Origin of the sequence: Pelatocladus sp. BLCC-F211 (genome assembly GCF_041928655.1) — a bacterium.
Classification (GTDB): Bacteria; Cyanobacteriota; Cyanobacteriia; order Cyanobacteriales; family Nostocaceae; genus Pelatocladus.
This window is the reverse complement of the sequence record NZ_JBHFLM010000032.1, coordinates 1-15,626: the sequence shown is the minus strand read 5'-3', so window position 1 is coordinate 15,626 and position 15,626 is coordinate 1. Positions and strand designations below refer to the sequence as shown.

General features: G+C 38.3%; 9 protein-coding genes. 1 reads left to right on the top strand and 8 read right to left on the bottom strand.

The window, feature by feature from the left end; all coding sequences use genetic code 11:
- Positions 1–248: 248 nt before the first annotated feature.
- The 3 genes from ACE1AT_RS03185 to ACE1AT_RS03175 all read right to left on the bottom strand — a co-directional run bounded on the left by ACE1AT_RS03185 (position 249) and on the right by ACE1AT_RS03175 (position 9,389).
- Complete coding sequence (locus ACE1AT_RS03185) at positions 249–2,243, bottom strand: response regulator (RefSeq protein WP_374865866.1); 1,995 nt, start codon at positions 2,241–2,243, stop codon at positions 249–251.
- A gap of 14 nt (positions 2,244–2,257) precedes the next feature.
- Entirely contained in the window at positions 2,258–8,305 is a 6,048-nt protein-coding gene (locus ACE1AT_RS03180; RefSeq protein ID WP_374865865.1) for an AAA family ATPase, read from the bottom strand.
- Between the two features lie 307 nt (positions 8,306–8,612).
- Positions 8,613–9,389, bottom strand: coding sequence for an HAD-IIB family hydrolase (locus ACE1AT_RS03175; RefSeq protein ID WP_374865864.1), 777 nt, complete (start codon positions 9,387–9,389; stop codon positions 8,613–8,615).
- Positions 9,390–9,661: 272 nt separating this feature from the next.
- On the opposite strand from ACE1AT_RS03175, the gene ACE1AT_RS03170 reads away from it, so the two are divergent.
- Positions 9,662–10,447 carry a hypothetical protein gene (locus tag ACE1AT_RS03170; protein ID WP_374865863.1) on the top strand — a complete coding sequence of 262 codons (786 nt, stop codon included), beginning with the start codon at positions 9,662–9,664 and terminating at the stop codon, positions 10,445–10,447.
- An 18-nt stretch (positions 10,448–10,465) separates the two neighbouring features.
- Here the strand turns inward: ACE1AT_RS03170 and ACE1AT_RS03165 are convergent, their stop codons facing one another.
- From ACE1AT_RS03165 to ACE1AT_RS03145, 5 genes are all read right to left on the bottom strand, one after another.
- Positions 10,466–11,182 carry a DevA family ABC transporter ATP-binding protein gene (locus ACE1AT_RS03165; protein WP_374865862.1) on the bottom strand — a complete coding sequence of 239 codons (717 nt, stop codon included), beginning with the start codon at positions 11,180–11,182 and terminating at the stop codon, positions 10,466–10,468.
- 61 nt (positions 11,183–11,243) lie between these two features.
- On the bottom strand, positions 11,244–12,401 hold the full coding sequence (gene devC / locus ACE1AT_RS03160) for an ABC transporter permease DevC (RefSeq protein ID WP_374865861.1): 1,158 nt from the start codon (positions 12,399–12,401) through the stop codon (positions 11,244–11,246).
- A 113-nt stretch (positions 12,402–12,514) separates the two neighbouring features.
- Positions 12,515–13,807 (bottom strand): HlyD family efflux transporter periplasmic adaptor subunit, encoded by a 1,293-nt coding sequence (locus tag ACE1AT_RS03155; RefSeq protein WP_374865860.1) that lies wholly within the window; start codon positions 13,805–13,807, stop codon positions 12,515–12,517.
- Positions 13,808–14,323: 516 nt separating this feature from the next.
- On the bottom strand, positions 14,324–15,061 hold the full coding sequence (locus tag ACE1AT_RS03150) for a phycocyanobilin:ferredoxin oxidoreductase (protein ID WP_374865859.1): 738 nt from the start codon (positions 15,059–15,061) through the stop codon (positions 14,324–14,326).
- Positions 15,062–15,370: 309 nt separating this feature from the next.
- Positions 15,371–15,626, bottom strand: a 256-nt coding sequence (locus ACE1AT_RS03145) for a hypothetical protein (RefSeq protein WP_374865858.1), incomplete at its 5' end; no start/stop codon positions are given.

Sequence of the window (15,626 nt, the reverse complement as noted above, 5' to 3'; positions counted from 1 at the left end):
CTGCAAAACTCTCAACCAACTGCGCCAAAAGTTAGCTCAAGTCCTGGAAACAATTACACCTGAGGTGATTGCTTCTCTCACCTGTTACGATTTCATTCTTGAAGCTTTATTTAGCGCAGCTTCATAAAGAATTGGTATAAGAATTTTTCGTCATAATTTTGGGCATGTAGAGACGTTGCACTGCAACGTCTCTACGGGGTTTAAATGGCAATCGATTTGTCTTATCCAAGCAGTATTGCCCACACCCCTCACACCCTCACACCCTCACACCCTTTTTTAATTGCTTCTTGATACAAAACACTGTGTAAAGTTTGCAACAGTTCTTTAGTCGTGTATGGTTTCGCAATAAATGCTTTGACTGCGGGATTTCCTGCCAATTTCCCGTTAGCTGCTAAACCACTGATAGCAATAATTTTGACTAAGGGGTCAATTTTTTGCAAAGTGCGAGATGTCGTTACACCGTCCATTGATGGCATCATCATATCCATTAAGACAGCGCTGATTTGATCTTGATACTGGGCATAAAGTGCGATCGCTTCAATGCCATCTTTAGCTGTCATCACCGTGTAGTTGTAGGTTTCTAAAGAGATTTTGGTAGTTTCGAGAATTTTGGCTTCGTCGTCTACAACTAAAATTAATTCTCCGTTACCTTTGAACAGTTCTAAGTCTTCTGATATCGGTGTTGCTGTTGCTTCGACTGCTGGGAGGAAGACTTTAAATTTCGTTCCTCTGCCTACTGTACTAAATACACTCACAAAACCGCCAAGGCCTTTAATGATACCTCTGACAGTAGAAAGACCCAAGCCTGTACCTTTGCCAATTTCTTTTGTTGTGAAAAATGGCTCAAACATTCTATCTAGTATTTCGGCTTGCATCCCAATCCCTGTATCGGCAACGGTAATGGCAATGTAGGGGCCAACGCAAGCATCAATATTCATGCGGGCATATTGTTCATCAATGAAGATATTTTCCGCCGAAATACTCAAAGTCCCGCCGTTGGGCATAGCATCGCGGGCGTTGACTACTAGATTCATGATTACCTGATGCAGGTTGGTGGGATCTCCAATTACAGCCCAGAGGTTTGGTGGGATATTTGTAGAAAATTCAATGGATTTGGGAAATGTTTCTTCGACAATCTGCTTAATCTCCGCACACAAGTGACCAATTTGGACAATTGTCCGCTTACCTTCAACACCACGGGTAAAATACAACACTTGCTTGACCAAAGCCGCCCCACGTTTTGCATTCGATTCTATAGTCTTAAACATCTGCTGACTGCGGTCATCGATGTTTGGTTGTTTGAGTTGCAGTAGTTGGGCTGCTGTCAAAATTGGAGTCAGTATATTATTCAGATCGTGGGCAATACCACCAGCCAGCGTCCCTACGCTTTCTAGCCGTTGGGCGCGCAGAAACTGACTTTCGAGGAGTTTTTTCTCTGTAATGTCGGTGTTAACTGTCAAAATTGATTTTGGTTGTCCATCTTGATCACGCATCAAAGTCCAACGACTAGCCACAATAATTGCTTTTCCTTCTTTAGTAATCTGATGCAGTTCCCCTTGCCATGCACCAGATTCGGCTAAACTTTTACGGACGTTTTCGAGTTGAGAAACAGTTTCTGGTTTATATAAAAGCTGATTTGCATTCTTGCCGATCGCTTCTTGAGTCTTCCATCCATACAAATGTTCAGCGCCTTGATTCCAAAAACGAATGGTATTGTCCCAGTCTCGCAAGAGAATTGCATCTGTGGCGATATCAAGTAAAGCAGCTTGTTCGCGAATTTTTTGTTCTGCTTGTTTGCGCTCAGAAATCTCTGCTTCCAGATGTCGATTTTGTTCTTGGAGTGCTTTTGTCAAGTTCTGCAACTTCAGATGTAGCTCGATCCGTGCTAAAACTTCTTCATGCTGAAGCGGTTTAGTGATGTAATCAACTGCACCGAGATTTAAGCCTTTGACTTTATCGACTGTGTCGGAAAGCGCAGTCATAAAAATGATGGGAATGTCTTTTGTTAATTCATTCGCTTTCAGACAACGGCATGTTTCAAAACCGTCCATTCCGGGCATGAGTATATCTAACAGTATCAGGTCAGGTGGAGCATATTCTGCTCTGGCGATCGCGCTTTCCCCATCTTCTGCAACTAAAACCGTAAATCCAGAATCCCCTAAAAAATCAAATAGTATTTCGAGGTTTGTAGGAGTGTCATCCACAATTAAGATCACACCCTTTTGATTTAAATTAGTTTTCATAAACCCTCTTTTTATTAAAATTTTTTGAGAAATTCTAGAATTTTTTTACCTTTAAAAGCTTTGGCAAGTTGACGCAAATGGCTAGTAAAAGGAATTAATTGTTCATCCAACTTTTCTAATTCTGTGGCTTTTTGAGTAATACCTCTAAGATCACCTCTCATTGCTAAATCTAGCAAAATAGCTAGTTCTTCTACTGGTGGAGCAATTAAATTTAAATTTTGGATTTGAGGTTTTGGATTAATATATTCTTGGGATTCCCAATTGACTACCTCTTCATAAACCCATTCCAATCCCAAATGAACCCGTAATTTTTCTAAAAGTTCTGCTACTTGGATGGGTTTAGCGAGAAAATCATCACAACCAACTCCTCGACTCTGTTGTTGATCAAACTCAAACACGCTAGCCGAGACAGCAATTATTACTACTCCCTTCAGTTCTGGGAGACTTCTCAGGCGACGAGTAGCTTCAAACCCGTCCATGACGGTCATCACTAAGTCCATAAAAATCACATCTGGCTGAAATTCCTGTGCTTTGTGCAAAGCATCTAAGCCATTTGTTGCTTCTAGAACTTCAAACCCCAAAGGCTGTAATAAATTCACCAACAGAGAACGATTTGACCATTTATCATCAACAACTAAAATTTTGCGTTTAGAACCAACAAAGCTAATAATATTGCGTTCATCGACGTTCTGAGCATGAGTTAGTTGACTAGCCTCTGGTAAATCTAAATCTAACCAAAAAATACTCCCTTTACCTAAAGTACTCTTGACCTTCAGTTCACCGCCCATCATCTTTACTAGTTGACGGCTAATTGCCAATCCTAATCCTGTTCCTTCTATCTTACGACTGTCCTGACCCACTTGCTTGAATGGTAGAAATATGTCTTCTAATTGCTCCGGTGCAATGCCAACACCTGTATCTTCGACTTGAAACCGAATTTTGTGATTAGAGACGCGATTAATCGCGTCTCTATTGTCATTTGTTATTGGTTTAAAATCCTCTGACTCTTGACTAATGATATCTACTTTGAAGGTTATACTACCTTTTTCTGTAAACTTGATGGCATTGCTAAGTAAATTAATCAAAATTTGACGCAGCCGTTTTTCATCAGCTTGAACAAAGGTTGGTAAGGGAGTTAATACTTTGTAAATGAAATTAATTCCTTTTTCCTGAGCATGAATCCCACACATTTGGACTATACTCTCCAAAAAATCCGCCAAATGAAGTTCTTTGGGATAAAGTTCCATTTTCCGAGCTTCAATTTTGGATACATCTAAAATATCGTTAATTAATGTGAGTAAGTGTTCACCACATTGATAAATAATTTTTACACCTGTTCTTTGTTGTTCTGTTAAATTTTTACTCTTCTGGAAAATTTGAGCGTAACCTAAAATACCGTTTAGTGGAGTACGAAGTTCATGACTCATATTAGCGAGAAATTCGCTTTTAGCACGATTGGCTGTGGCTGCGGTTTCTTCTGCTAGTTGGCGATCGCGAATTTCCTGTTGTAGTTGTAAGTTTTTGGCTTGTAACTCTAGTGTTCGCTTTTCTACTTTTGCTTCCAGCGTCCGATTATATTCTTCTAAATCATTATAAAGACGTGCATTTTCAATTGAGATTGCTGCTTGAGAAGATAAAAGTTGCAAAATTTTTAATCTTTCTGCTGTAAATGCTCCAGCAATCAACTTATTTTCTAAGTACAAAATGCCAATCAGTTTACCTTGATTGACAATTGGCATACACAATACAGATTTGGGTTTGTGGTTGATAATATAACTATCGTTTGTAAAAAATCCCTCAATTACCGCATCATTTAATACGACATCTTTTTGAGTTCGCTGAACATAATTGATTACAGATATTGGTAATTGTTGACAAGAATCTACAGCTATCGATTGTCGGACAATGATTTCATTTTCACTAAATTTGCCCGAAGCTTCTATTAGTAAACTTCCTGCTTTTTCTAAAATTAAAAATCCAGTTTCTGCACCAGCATTTTCCATCAAAATGTGCATTAATTTAGACAGCAATTTATCTAACACAATTTCGCCAGAAAGAGCTTGTGAGGCTTTTGTCACTGCGGCTAAATCAAAATCTCCAGCGATATCCTGAGTAGTCGTCTCTAAACCTTGAGTTTTTCGCTCCGATATCCGTGAAAGAATTTGAGGATATTTTGCTTCTAAATCTCTAACTTTTGCTGTTGCTCCCCAATGAATATATCCATAATAAGCATCAGTTAGATAAGTGTGAGCTACCTTTTCTCTACCACTTTCAAAATAAAACTTGGCTGCAAGTTCGTTTGCTAGGGCTTCTTCTTGGATGTATCCTTGCTCCTTAGCACCAACAATGGATAGATCATAAAACTCCATTGCTTGCCAATATTGCCCTAATACCCGCGCTTTCTCTGCCTCTACTAAGTTATATTTATGCTGAAAATTCATCGGGGCATGATCTGCCCATTTTCGCATTTTTCCCTGATTACTAATAACTCTATTTAAAAGATATTTTCGTTGTGACTCTGAAGCTGATGAATATATCGCTATTTGTGCTAGAGAATCGTAGAAATGAAACACTGGCACAGCCAGAAATGCTTTGACTCCATCTAAATAATGCTCGGCTTTCACTGCATTTTCCGATGCTCGCTCATACTCTCCAAATAAATAACAAAGGATAAGTTTATTTAAATAAAAGTAGTGAAGTCCAGTTCTATCATTAGCCTCCTCAAGAAGCGGTAATGCTTTCTCCTCGTTGTATACTTCACCTAGTAAACAGCAGCAATTTTCGCAAGGTTCCAGCAAGTTAAGAACTGACTGTTGAAAGATTTGATTCCAGCTTAAAGCGTTTTCTTGCTTGAGTTGAGCAAGGGTAGTACTGGTTGTTGCTATTTCTTGTTCAAGTCTTGGCAGTTCCTGTCCAATATAATATGAATATTGGCATTTTTGCATAGCAGCATAACCACCATATTCAAAATGTCCATTTTCTAACCCACTCGCATAACCATCCTGTAAAAGTGGCAAAGTTTCTCTAGCATGAACCTTGCCATGAATCGTACACGCTGCTGCGACAAAAAATACACTTGTTTTAAGTTCTAAAGCATTGAAGTGTTCCACTACACTTAAAGCCAACTTGCCAAATTTATAAGCCGATTCAATGTCCTGAACTATACCATTTAAAATCACACCGTAACAAACATAACCATAGGCCGAGAAGGGCGAATTTCCATTTTTAATAGATAAATTTACCTGTTCACATATAACTAACGGAAACAATGCAGGTGCAGATTGATAAGTAGGAGAACCCATACTCGTTAGCATCCGTATGGCTGCTAGCTTATCTATATCTGTCATTAATGGGAGATCAATCAAGTCTTCTATATTTTTCCCAGCCAAATTTGTTGCTGTTTGGCTCAGAGTTTGCTGAATCTCTGATGAACTAGGCGACTCTGGCAAATTTACCCCTAATAATTCTAGCGCTTGTAATCCAATCTTAATCGCTTCCAGTTGTTTGACTTGCGCCATACAAGCTTGAATTTTGACCTCATAGATTTTCATTTTGTCGATAGAGGTTTTTGCTTGTTGTAGGACAACATTTGTCCATTTCTCCATCTGATCAAAGTCGCCGTTGAAATAGGCTGTTTCAACTGCTGAATCATACAGCGCTAGTGTTAACTCATACTGATTTTGCCAGCTAGAATCTGCTAATAATTCCAAACCTTTTTTGAGATAACGAATAGCAGACTCATACGCCATTGCTGTTTTCGCTTTCTGACCTGCGATCAGATTAAGTTCAGCTAATTCATTTTTTTCTGACTCTGATGTCACTAACTCAATTCCGTAATTGAGTTGATTAACTAAAGCAAAAATATTGTCTGTTCGTTCTTCAATTGTAGTGTTTTTTAGCAGCAGTTGACCGATTCGGATATGAGTTTCTTTTTTTTGGGAATCGGGAATTAGAGAATAAGAAGCTTGCTGCACTCGGTCGTGTAGAAATTTATAGGAAACTGTCAATTGTTCATTTTGTGGATGATTGATAACTAGAGGTATTTTGTAAGATTCATCTAAGGGTAAAACTAGACCTGTCTGCAAAGCTTCCCATAAATCTTTTGCTGTTTCGGAAAACGATTTTTGATTAACAATACTCAGAACATCTAAAGTAAACTTATCCCCAATACAAGCAGCTAACTTTAAGACATTTTGTGTAGTTGGTAATAGCTTTTGAATCTGATTGACCATCAACTCAACCACATTATCAGTGATATCAATATCTTGTAGCAGTTCAATATCCCACTGCCAACTCCCTTCAGTAAAATTAAATGACAACAGGTTTTCTTGATAAAGAGATTTCAGCAATTGAGTCAAGAAGAAAGGATTTCCCTGAGTCTTATTAAAGACTAACTCAGCTAGCGGCTGTGACTTTTTTTGTTCAGTGCGGAGGGTATCACTAACCAATTGATTAACATGAGTAATTTCCAAAGGTTGAAGGACAATATTATTGATAACTGCACCAAATTTTCTGATTTCCTCTAAAGTCAACATTAGTGGATGCGTCGGATTAACTTCGTTATCTCGATAAGCTGCAATTATTAATAAATATTTGCTATCTGGATCACTGAGCAACAGTTGAATTAACTTGAGGGAAGCTGAATCTGTCCACTGTAAGTCATCCAAAAACAGCACTAATGGATGTTCCGATTGACAAAATACATGAATAAATTGTTGAAACACCCGATTAAATCGATTTTGTGATTCGGTGAGACCTAATTGCGGAACCACTGGCTGAGGATTAATAATTTGTTCGACTTCAGGAATAACATCAATAATAATTTGACCGTTTGTACCAATAGCTTTTAAAATTTTTGTTTTCCAATTAGCGATTTTTTCCGCACTTTCTGTTAATAACTGACGCATCAAATCTTGAAAGGCTTGAATTAAGGAAGCATAAGGGATATTGCGTTTAAATTGGTCGAATTTACCAGAAATAAAATAACCCCGTTGTCGTACAATGGGTTTATGAACTTCATTTACTAAAGAAGATTTGCCAATTCCTGAGTAGCCACTTACTAGCATTATTTCGCTTGCCCCTAAACTGACTCGTTCAAAGGCATCCATCAACTTATTTACTTCAGTTTCTCGACCATAAAGTTTTTGCGGAATCAGAAATTGGCTGTATAAATCAAGCTGACCAATTATGAAATTTTCAATTTTGCCAGTCGTTTGTAATTGTCGTAAACATTCTTTTAAATCAGCTTTGATTCCCAAGGCATTTTGATATCTTTCTTCAGCGGTTTTAGCTAATAATTTCATAACAATTTCCGAAACTGCCTGGGGAATATTTGCATTGAGTTCGTGAGGCGGAATTGTAATTTTGGCAATATGACAATGAACGAGTTCCAAAGGGTCGGTAACTTGAAAAGGTAACTGTCCAGTTAACATTTCATAAAAAGTAACTCCTAAAGAATAGAAATCACTTCGATAATCAATTGAACGGTTCATCCTACCAGTTTGTTCTGGTGACATATAAGCAAGAGTATTTACTCCTTCAACAAGTGCCTCGCGAACAATCAAATTGAAATTACTAAGCGTGAAATTTTCTCGCGACAGACACGATGAAATGCTAAAGTCTATTAGTTTGATTTGACCTGTTTTCGAGTTAATGAAAATATTATGAGTTTTGATGTTATTATAAATAATATTATTTTGATGTAACTGATCCAAAATTGAAGATAATTGAATACCAATTTGCAAAAAATCGTTTAAATCAAAATTTTCTTTGCTAATAAAATTTTTCAAAGACTCTCCCTCAAAGTCTGATAAAATTAATACCAGACCATTGTGATAGCTTTCTAAAGCTAAGGGTTTCACAATTCCTTCTATCTCCAAAGATTGGAGTATTTTATATTCGTGTCTTAATCGAGCAAGTTCTTCTATAGTTGGGTAATCACTTTTGAGTGTTTTAATCATCACCGAAGTTTGATCTGATTTTCGCAAAGCACGATAAACCCAAGTAATATTGTCTTCATAGAGAACTTCGATGAAGTTGTAATCAGCGATGGAAAGGCTCATGTTTGTCTTTTCGCGGGCGTGAAGTAAATAGGCATTCAGCTAATAGCTGTTATACTCGATGCTAAGTTTTGCTCATAACTTGAAATTTGACAGTATTATCAATTGTGGACACACATAGTGACCATAGAAGAAGCTAGTTAATTGAAAGTAAAAATATTTAATTAAAATTTAACTAGTAGTCTGTTTGTAGTAAGCACTTTAGTGCCTGAATATTTGAGGTATTTGAGGACTAAAGTCCTCACTACAAACTTTGAATTTAAAGTTGACAAGCGACTAGGGCGATCGCATCGCACAATAAAAAAAGCACTTAAGGCGAAATCAAATATCGTGTCAATTCACAAAATCCTTCGCCTTCCGCAGCAGTAGTCACATAAACAGGCTGATACTGCAACTGTTCTGCATACTCTAAAACATTGGCGACACCCACAGAAACAGGAAAACAACGTTCATCAAATAAACTTTCATCATTGGGACTATCACCAACAGTTACAATTTCTTGGGGTGCGTACTGAGGAAAGTATCTCTGCAACACTTGCAATAACCCAACTGCTTTATCTTGTCCCCAGGGTTTGATATGACACTGGACACTGCTGTAAGTAAATCCCCAATTCATTTGTTGACAAAGATGGTTTAAGGTTTGGATTTCGTCTGTACTTAATCCAGCAACACTAAAAGTCCAGTCAGTAATACGGAAACGATTATCTGATGATTCTTGCAGATGGGGAAATTCGGTTTGTAATTTTTCAAAAGCCGCAGCTAATTGCTGACGATGGTTAACTAAATCAGCAATAGGCGTCAAGACAATAGGTTTTTCGCGATCGCCCGGATAGAACAAACCACCATTTTCGGCTATGGCCCCAACAACAGGTAAATAAGCTGCCAATCCACTTACCCATCCGGCACTACGTCCGGTAACAATTAGCACTTTTATCCCAATAGTTGCTAAATCCTCAAAAGCTTGCAGCAGCTTACTTGTAAACTTACCCATCACAGTCAAAGTCCCATCCATATCTGTAGCAATTAGACGAATATTACTGAAGCGATCGCCTGATGACATTTGAGATAAGGGTAGGAGTCTGGACATAGGGGATAGGGGATTGGGGACACGGGGGACACGGGAGACAAGGGGAGCCACTGCGTTGCGCGGGTCCCCCGCGTTGTAGCACGTGGCGTGGACAAGGGGGACAAGGGAGACAAGGGAAAATAACCAATGCCCAATCCCTGATCCCCGATCCCTGATCTCCGATCCCTTATCCCCTATCCCTAATCACTAAAAAATACCATCAATAGGGCAAAATGACATCAAGAATTTGGGCATCCTATACATCAAGAGTCAAGTATTGATGTTTGCTTACCATGCCAAATTATATTTTTATAGCTCAATCCTCTGGGACAAAAACTAAAAAGGTATCTCAACCAGCCCCTGCTAGTGATCCGCAAATAGCACCGTTATTAGTGGCTACCTGTGGAGGATTAGCCCTAGTTGTGATTGCTTTAATTGTCTATAGCAAAATGAAAATGAATCAGCTACACAAACAGCTCAAGTTTGAAAAATTCCGGACGCGAGAACTAGACAAAAAGTTTAAACTCGCTTTGGACACGATTCGCAAAATGGAAACTAATCCTGATTTAATTAACTCACGGGAATTTAATCTAGACTATCTGCGAATGCGGATGTCAGAAGAGGTTTTTCATTTTGCGATCCTCAATCAAATCAAAATCAAAGTCAAAGATAAAATTTCTCAAGCACTACGACCCAATCAAGCCCAACAAGGAGTAGTAGGAATAGCTAGCAGTACAGGACGCCAAGTAGATGAAATTTTTGATGTTGAGTATGAAACTGGTTCTTCATCAAACATTACTAAGCGAGTGCTATTTCGCATTCAAATTCGCCTCATGAAGTTACCAACACAGGCAACTTCAGCCACAATTAGCCAGATTATCGACTGTATTGAAACTTATCTTGGCCCCGCAGATGATGAGGATAACTGGCAACCTACTATTCAAGGTCGAGTTGCTTACATGCATTGGGATCAGAAGGCTAAACCCACACCTTTACTGGTTCTAGAACAATCCAATGAAGGCGTGAATGTGACTTTTCGCACTAGCCGCCAACCAAATAATCCAAATCCAAAAAATTAAATTCTACCCTGTTCCCTGTTAATAAACTTTACCTTTTATAGCTGCACCTTGAGACTGACGCACTAAAATACCATCTTCCATTTCGACTATGCGATCAGCTATGTCTAAAATCCGGTTATCGTGAGTCACTAATAAAATAGATGTTCCTTGTTCTTTAGCAAGACGCTGCATTAATTCGACAACATCGCGTCCAGATTGTTTGTCTAAGGCTGCTGTGGGTTCATCAGCTAAAACTAATGCTGGGTTGTTGACCAAAGCACGAGCGATCGCTATTCTTTGTTTTTGTCCTCCAGATAAACTATCTGGATAGTAATTAATTCTTTGTCCTAAACCGACTGCTCTGAGTATACTTTCTGCTTTAGCGATCGCTTCTTTTTGAGATATATGTTTGTCCAATTCTACTGCCATTTGTACGTTTTGTCTGGCGGTTAAGAATTCTAATAAATTATGGGCTTGAAAAATATAACCAATATTGCGCCGGATATTGACTAATTTTGTTTGGCTAGCTCGATATAATTCTCTACCTAAAAACTTCAAGCTTCCTTCTTGTACCGAACGCAAACCACCAATTAAGCTTAGTAATGTCGTTTTACCTGATCCTGATGGGCCAGTCATCAATACAATTTCACCTGGATTAATTTCTAGATTAATGTCAAATAAAATTTGTCTTCTGAGCGCACCTTTACCATAATAATGATTGAGATGTTGAATAGAAATCACAGGTTCTTGTGTCATAGTAAATAATTAGTCGTTAGTGGTTGTTAAATATGCCCAATTACCCATTACCAATTACCCATTAAAAAATATCTGCGGGGTCGGCATATCGTAATTTCCTAACTGCGATCGCACCAGAAATAAAGCACATGATAATTGTCAAAATCAATACTTGAATTGCTCGTGCAGCACTCATATAAACTGGTAATAGAGTTGCTTGTCTAGCTTGTTGATAAAGGAATAAAGAAAAAGCCAATCCTGGTACATATCCTAAAACTGCCAAAATCAAAGCTTCTTGTAGAATCACAACCAATAAATATTCTTGTGCATAACCAATGGCTTTGAGAGTTGCATATTCAACTAAATGATCTGCAACTTCTGTATAAAGAATTTGATAAACAATCACAGTTCCAACGATAAAACCCATGATTGTCCCTAAAGTAAAAATAAAGCCGATGGCTGTACTACTTGCCCAGAAGTTTCTCTCTTTATCAATATATTCTTGCTTCGTTAAAACCCTTACATCTGATGGTAAATAATTTCTTAATTCTTTAGCAACAGCATCTGCATTTGCACCTGACTTAAGTTGAATTAGACCAATATCAATTAATCCGGGCTGTCGATTAAAAAATATTCGTAAAAAGTTGACATCACTAGTAATTAAGTTACCATCTGCACCAAAAGAAGCACCTAAAGTAAATAATCCTCCTACCTTAATTAACCGCCTTCTCACTTCTGCGGTAACTAGTTTGCCTTCTTGAAATTTAGCAGCAATTGGCCCATACTCTTGTCGAGATGATTTATCATATAAAACCACATCTGGGATTTTAATTTTGTCTAAATTTTCTTCCAGTCCCTCTAGTTTTAATACGTTAGATTCGGGGTTAAAACCAATGACAAGCAAGTTGCGGGGAATGCCTGTTATCGGATTTTTCCAGCTAGTATAGTCTAAGTAAATAGGATGTACTGATTGTACTGCTTTTAAATCTAAAGCTCTATATAAACGTCTCTGGGAAAAGGGCTTCATTGACAGTAAGGCACTGGATTGGGGATTAATTAAAACAATGTCGCCTTGTAAGCTAGTATGAAACCTAACGTTACTATAGTAAAGAGAATCCCGAAATCCGAGTTGCATAAACATTAAAATATCGGCAAAAGCAATTCCTGCTAATGCTACAGCTAGGCGCGTTCTTTCACGTTTTAGTTGTAGCCAAGCCAGAGGTATTTTGCTGCCAAACATTATGTTTGTCTCCAAGCATTTTATGTAAAAATTATTGAAATAGATTTCCAAGTGACAAGCTAAATTATGACCTTAATTTCATAATTCATAATTCATAATTCATAATTCATAATTCAAAGATCAATACCGACAACTACCTTGGCATAAGTTAAGCCTGCGACTTTAGCACTATCTTCACCAGGTAAGGCTATTTTAACTTCTACTACTCTTGCATCTACATCTGCGGCTGGGTCTGTATTGAGTACATCTTTCTTACCCACTTTTCTACCAATCTCGGTAACTGTTCCTTTTAATTCACCGTTAAAAGCTCCATTTTCACTACTAATTCTTGCTTCTTGACCAAGACGTACTTTTCCAATTGTGTCTTCGGAAACTTCAGCAACAACTATCATTTGATCGGTTTTTCCAATCTCAGCAATACCATCTACACCCATTGTTTCCCCAGCCCTAGTATGAATTTTTAAAACTTCTCCAGTCATGGGTGCTTCAATATAGCTTAAGCGCAGTTGTGCTTCTGCTTTTCTAAGATTAGCGATCGCATTCACATATTGAGCTTGTACTATTTGCAAATTAGTCGGACGAGTATCTAGAAGTCTTTGCAATCTGGCTCTTTCTTCATCAATTTGTTGTTGCAAAATTGCTATAGTTTTATCTCGATTTACTTGAGCTTCTGCAATTTGTTGTTGCAAAGTTGCAATGGTTTGTCTACGTGTAGCTTGGGTTTCAGCTAGTTGCTCACCAAATGTGACTGCACTCAAGCGTCTATTGTCACGCTCTTGCTGAGAAATTGCGCCTTCTCTGTATAACATCTCATAACGTTGAGCATCGACTTGGGCGTTACGTTGTTGGGCTTGAACACGTGCAACACTTGCTCCAAAGACATCTCTTTGTCCCGCTAATTCTGCTTCTATACGGTTAATTAAGGCTCGTTGAGCAACACTTTCACCCCGCAACTGAGCGTTTAAGCGAGCAATAACTGCTCTTTGAGCCTCGATGTCTTTTGGTAAAGTCGCTCTGATTTGTTCCAAGTTAGCACGGGCTTCTTGGACTCTGGCTCTGGCTTCTTCCAATACAGCTTTGTTATTACCAAAGCTATCCAAAATTGCCACTACTTGACCTTTTCTAACACGTTCTCCTTCTTTGACAAGAAGTTGTTCAACTCGCGAAGTCCCCTGGATTCCTGCGGGAGCAGAAAGTTTTACCACGTCTCCTAGCGGTTGTATACGTCCCACAGCATGAACAGTGGTGACAATTGGTGCGCTGGCTACAGGTTCAGTTTGTTTCACCTGATCCATTTTCGCCATAGTCAGCACCCCAGCCGCAACTGTAACTGGTAGAGCGATCGCGATCGCCCACCAAAGTTGAGGTTGTTCTCTAAATGCTGATTCCTCTGTCATCCGCGTCATTGTAAATTACCCTTATCTTTAAATTTTGCTAATACTAAAGCAATTAAAAAGTAGCGAATTAAGCATAGTTGTATAAATTAGAAATTGTTTTTTAGAAACAGCAAAGTATCAACCATAAATTACACAAATTTAAAGCTGTTACTCATATTCAATTTTTATTTATCAAGACAATTCAACGCCAATGTTTTTCACAATGGCGCTTATGGATACACTAACTATCAATTACAAACCATTTATTTAATAGATAGTTAGATGAAGGTTTGGTAAAATAAAAAAACTAAAATTGTTACTACTAGATACACCTGGCTATTTGAAGAGATGCAGTGGAGTTTATCGGCGATATTACAGTTATATTACTCCATTTTATTCGCTTTGAATAAATTCTACATTAATAAGTTTTGGTGAAACGTAGCAAACCTAACAGATGATAGGTAATTGGTAATTAGTAATTGGTAATGGAAAAATATTAATTAAAAACAACCAGCTACCAACCACCAACTAATAACAAAAAAATCATTAATTTGGCAGGTCAAATAAAACAGTAGTCATATAATTATCTGCCCATTCTGAACCAAAAGCTTTTTCTAATACACGACGGGTTTTATCATTTTGTTGTTGTTTGGTACAGTAATTATGTTGTCCAGCAATAATTTGCACCACTTTGTCGGGTGAAATTTGGTTAGAAGCGATCGCATTTTGACAATGAATATCTAAAAAAGCTTCTACACGTTTGAGAAACATTGTTTCTTCTTCAGTGGAACTCGGACGCACAAACATACAAAACTCAGAAAAGATATCTCCCCATTCTGGTAAATCACGCGGTTGGGAAAAATCTGGTACTGGTAGCGCCACGAGTGCAGAAGTATAAGCTTCACTCAAAGAATGCTCAGAGTTAACAGGTGAAAGATCAGCGATCGCCGCACTAATTTGACCCCGACCACCAACCAAGTCACAACCAAACATTGGCAAGTCATATTCAGGTCGAGGAAACATCACACAGTGGAGAATATCCAGCATGTTTCCTACTTTTGCCAATTCTAGATGCATTTTACGGAACTGAGGCGTTTGATAACAGCGATTTTCAATGATCAATTTTTCGCCCTCTAGTCTACCTTCCACATACCCCAACTCCGCAGGTAAATGGTAGGGCGAAAGGTCTAGGTGTTTATGCCAAGCTGCTTCAATACTATTAGCAAGTTGACGAATCAGGGGATGTTGTTGGTCACGCAGTGAGGGAATAGAAGTTGTTGACATTTTTTTAAACCCAGAAATCTCAATCTAGTAGCCAGTGTACAGCCCAGCATACATCGCCCCATCCAGGTTGCAACATATTTCAAGGGTCAAGGTATCAAGTCGCCCATAAACTGTAATGGCTTGAGCAGCGATCGCTTCATCCTGCTCAACGCGGTTAACCAGTTCAGTTGTTTCACTGCCTGATAAATTTTTTTAATTGTTTAATGGCGATCGCTGCACTAATTTGACCCCGACCACCGTTGCAACATATTTCAATTGTTAGTGGTTGGTGAGTAGGAGCGCAAACAACAAACAATCAAATTGAAAAAGTTAAGTTATAAGACAATCTCTTTTGAAAAATATTAGTGATTTTGTATCCTTAGTTACAGAAAATTTTTTTAATAAGCACTTGGCTGAAGGTTCAGACAAAGCCATGAAATTAGATTTTAGCTTACTCCGACAGAAGCCCCACACTGTACCTGTACTCAGGTCACAGTTTTCTCCTCTTAAAAATGGGGCAGGCAACCCCTTCGGGGAAGTCAAAAGTATCAAGTCAAAAGTCAAAATCAATACTTTTGAATTTTGA

What these genes read in the sequence shown, in the direction of transcription:
- ACE1AT_RS03165 (WP_374865862.1), bottom strand. Translation starts at nt 11,182, where the DNA reads ATGACACAAGAACCTGTGATTTCTATTCAACATCTCAATCATTATTAT.
- ACE1AT_RS03185 (WP_374865866.1), bottom strand. Translation starts at nt 2,243, where the DNA reads ATGAAAACTAATTTAAATCAAAAGGGTGTGATCTTAATTGTGGATGAC.
- ACE1AT_RS03170 (WP_374865863.1), top strand. Translation starts at nt 9,662, where the DNA reads ATGCCAAATTATATTTTTATAGCTCAATCCTCTGGGACAAAAACTAAA.
- ACE1AT_RS03175 (WP_374865864.1), bottom strand. Translation starts at nt 9,389, where the DNA reads ATGTCCAGACTCCTACCCTTATCTCAAATGTCATCAGGCGATCGCTTC.
- ACE1AT_RS03150 (WP_374865859.1), bottom strand. Translation starts at nt 15,061, where the DNA reads ATGTCAACAACTTCTATTCCCTCACTGCGTGACCAACAACATCCCCTG.
- devC (WP_374865861.1), bottom strand. Translation starts at nt 12,401, where the DNA reads ATGTTTGGCAGCAAAATACCTCTGGCTTGGCTACAACTAAAACGTGAA.
- ACE1AT_RS03155 (WP_374865860.1), bottom strand. Translation starts at nt 13,807, where the DNA reads ATGACGCGGATGACAGAGGAATCAGCATTTAGAGAACAACCTCAACTT.
- ACE1AT_RS03180 (WP_374865865.1), bottom strand. Translation starts at nt 8,305, where the DNA reads ATGAGCCTTTCCATCGCTGATTACAACTTCATCGAAGTTCTCTATGAA.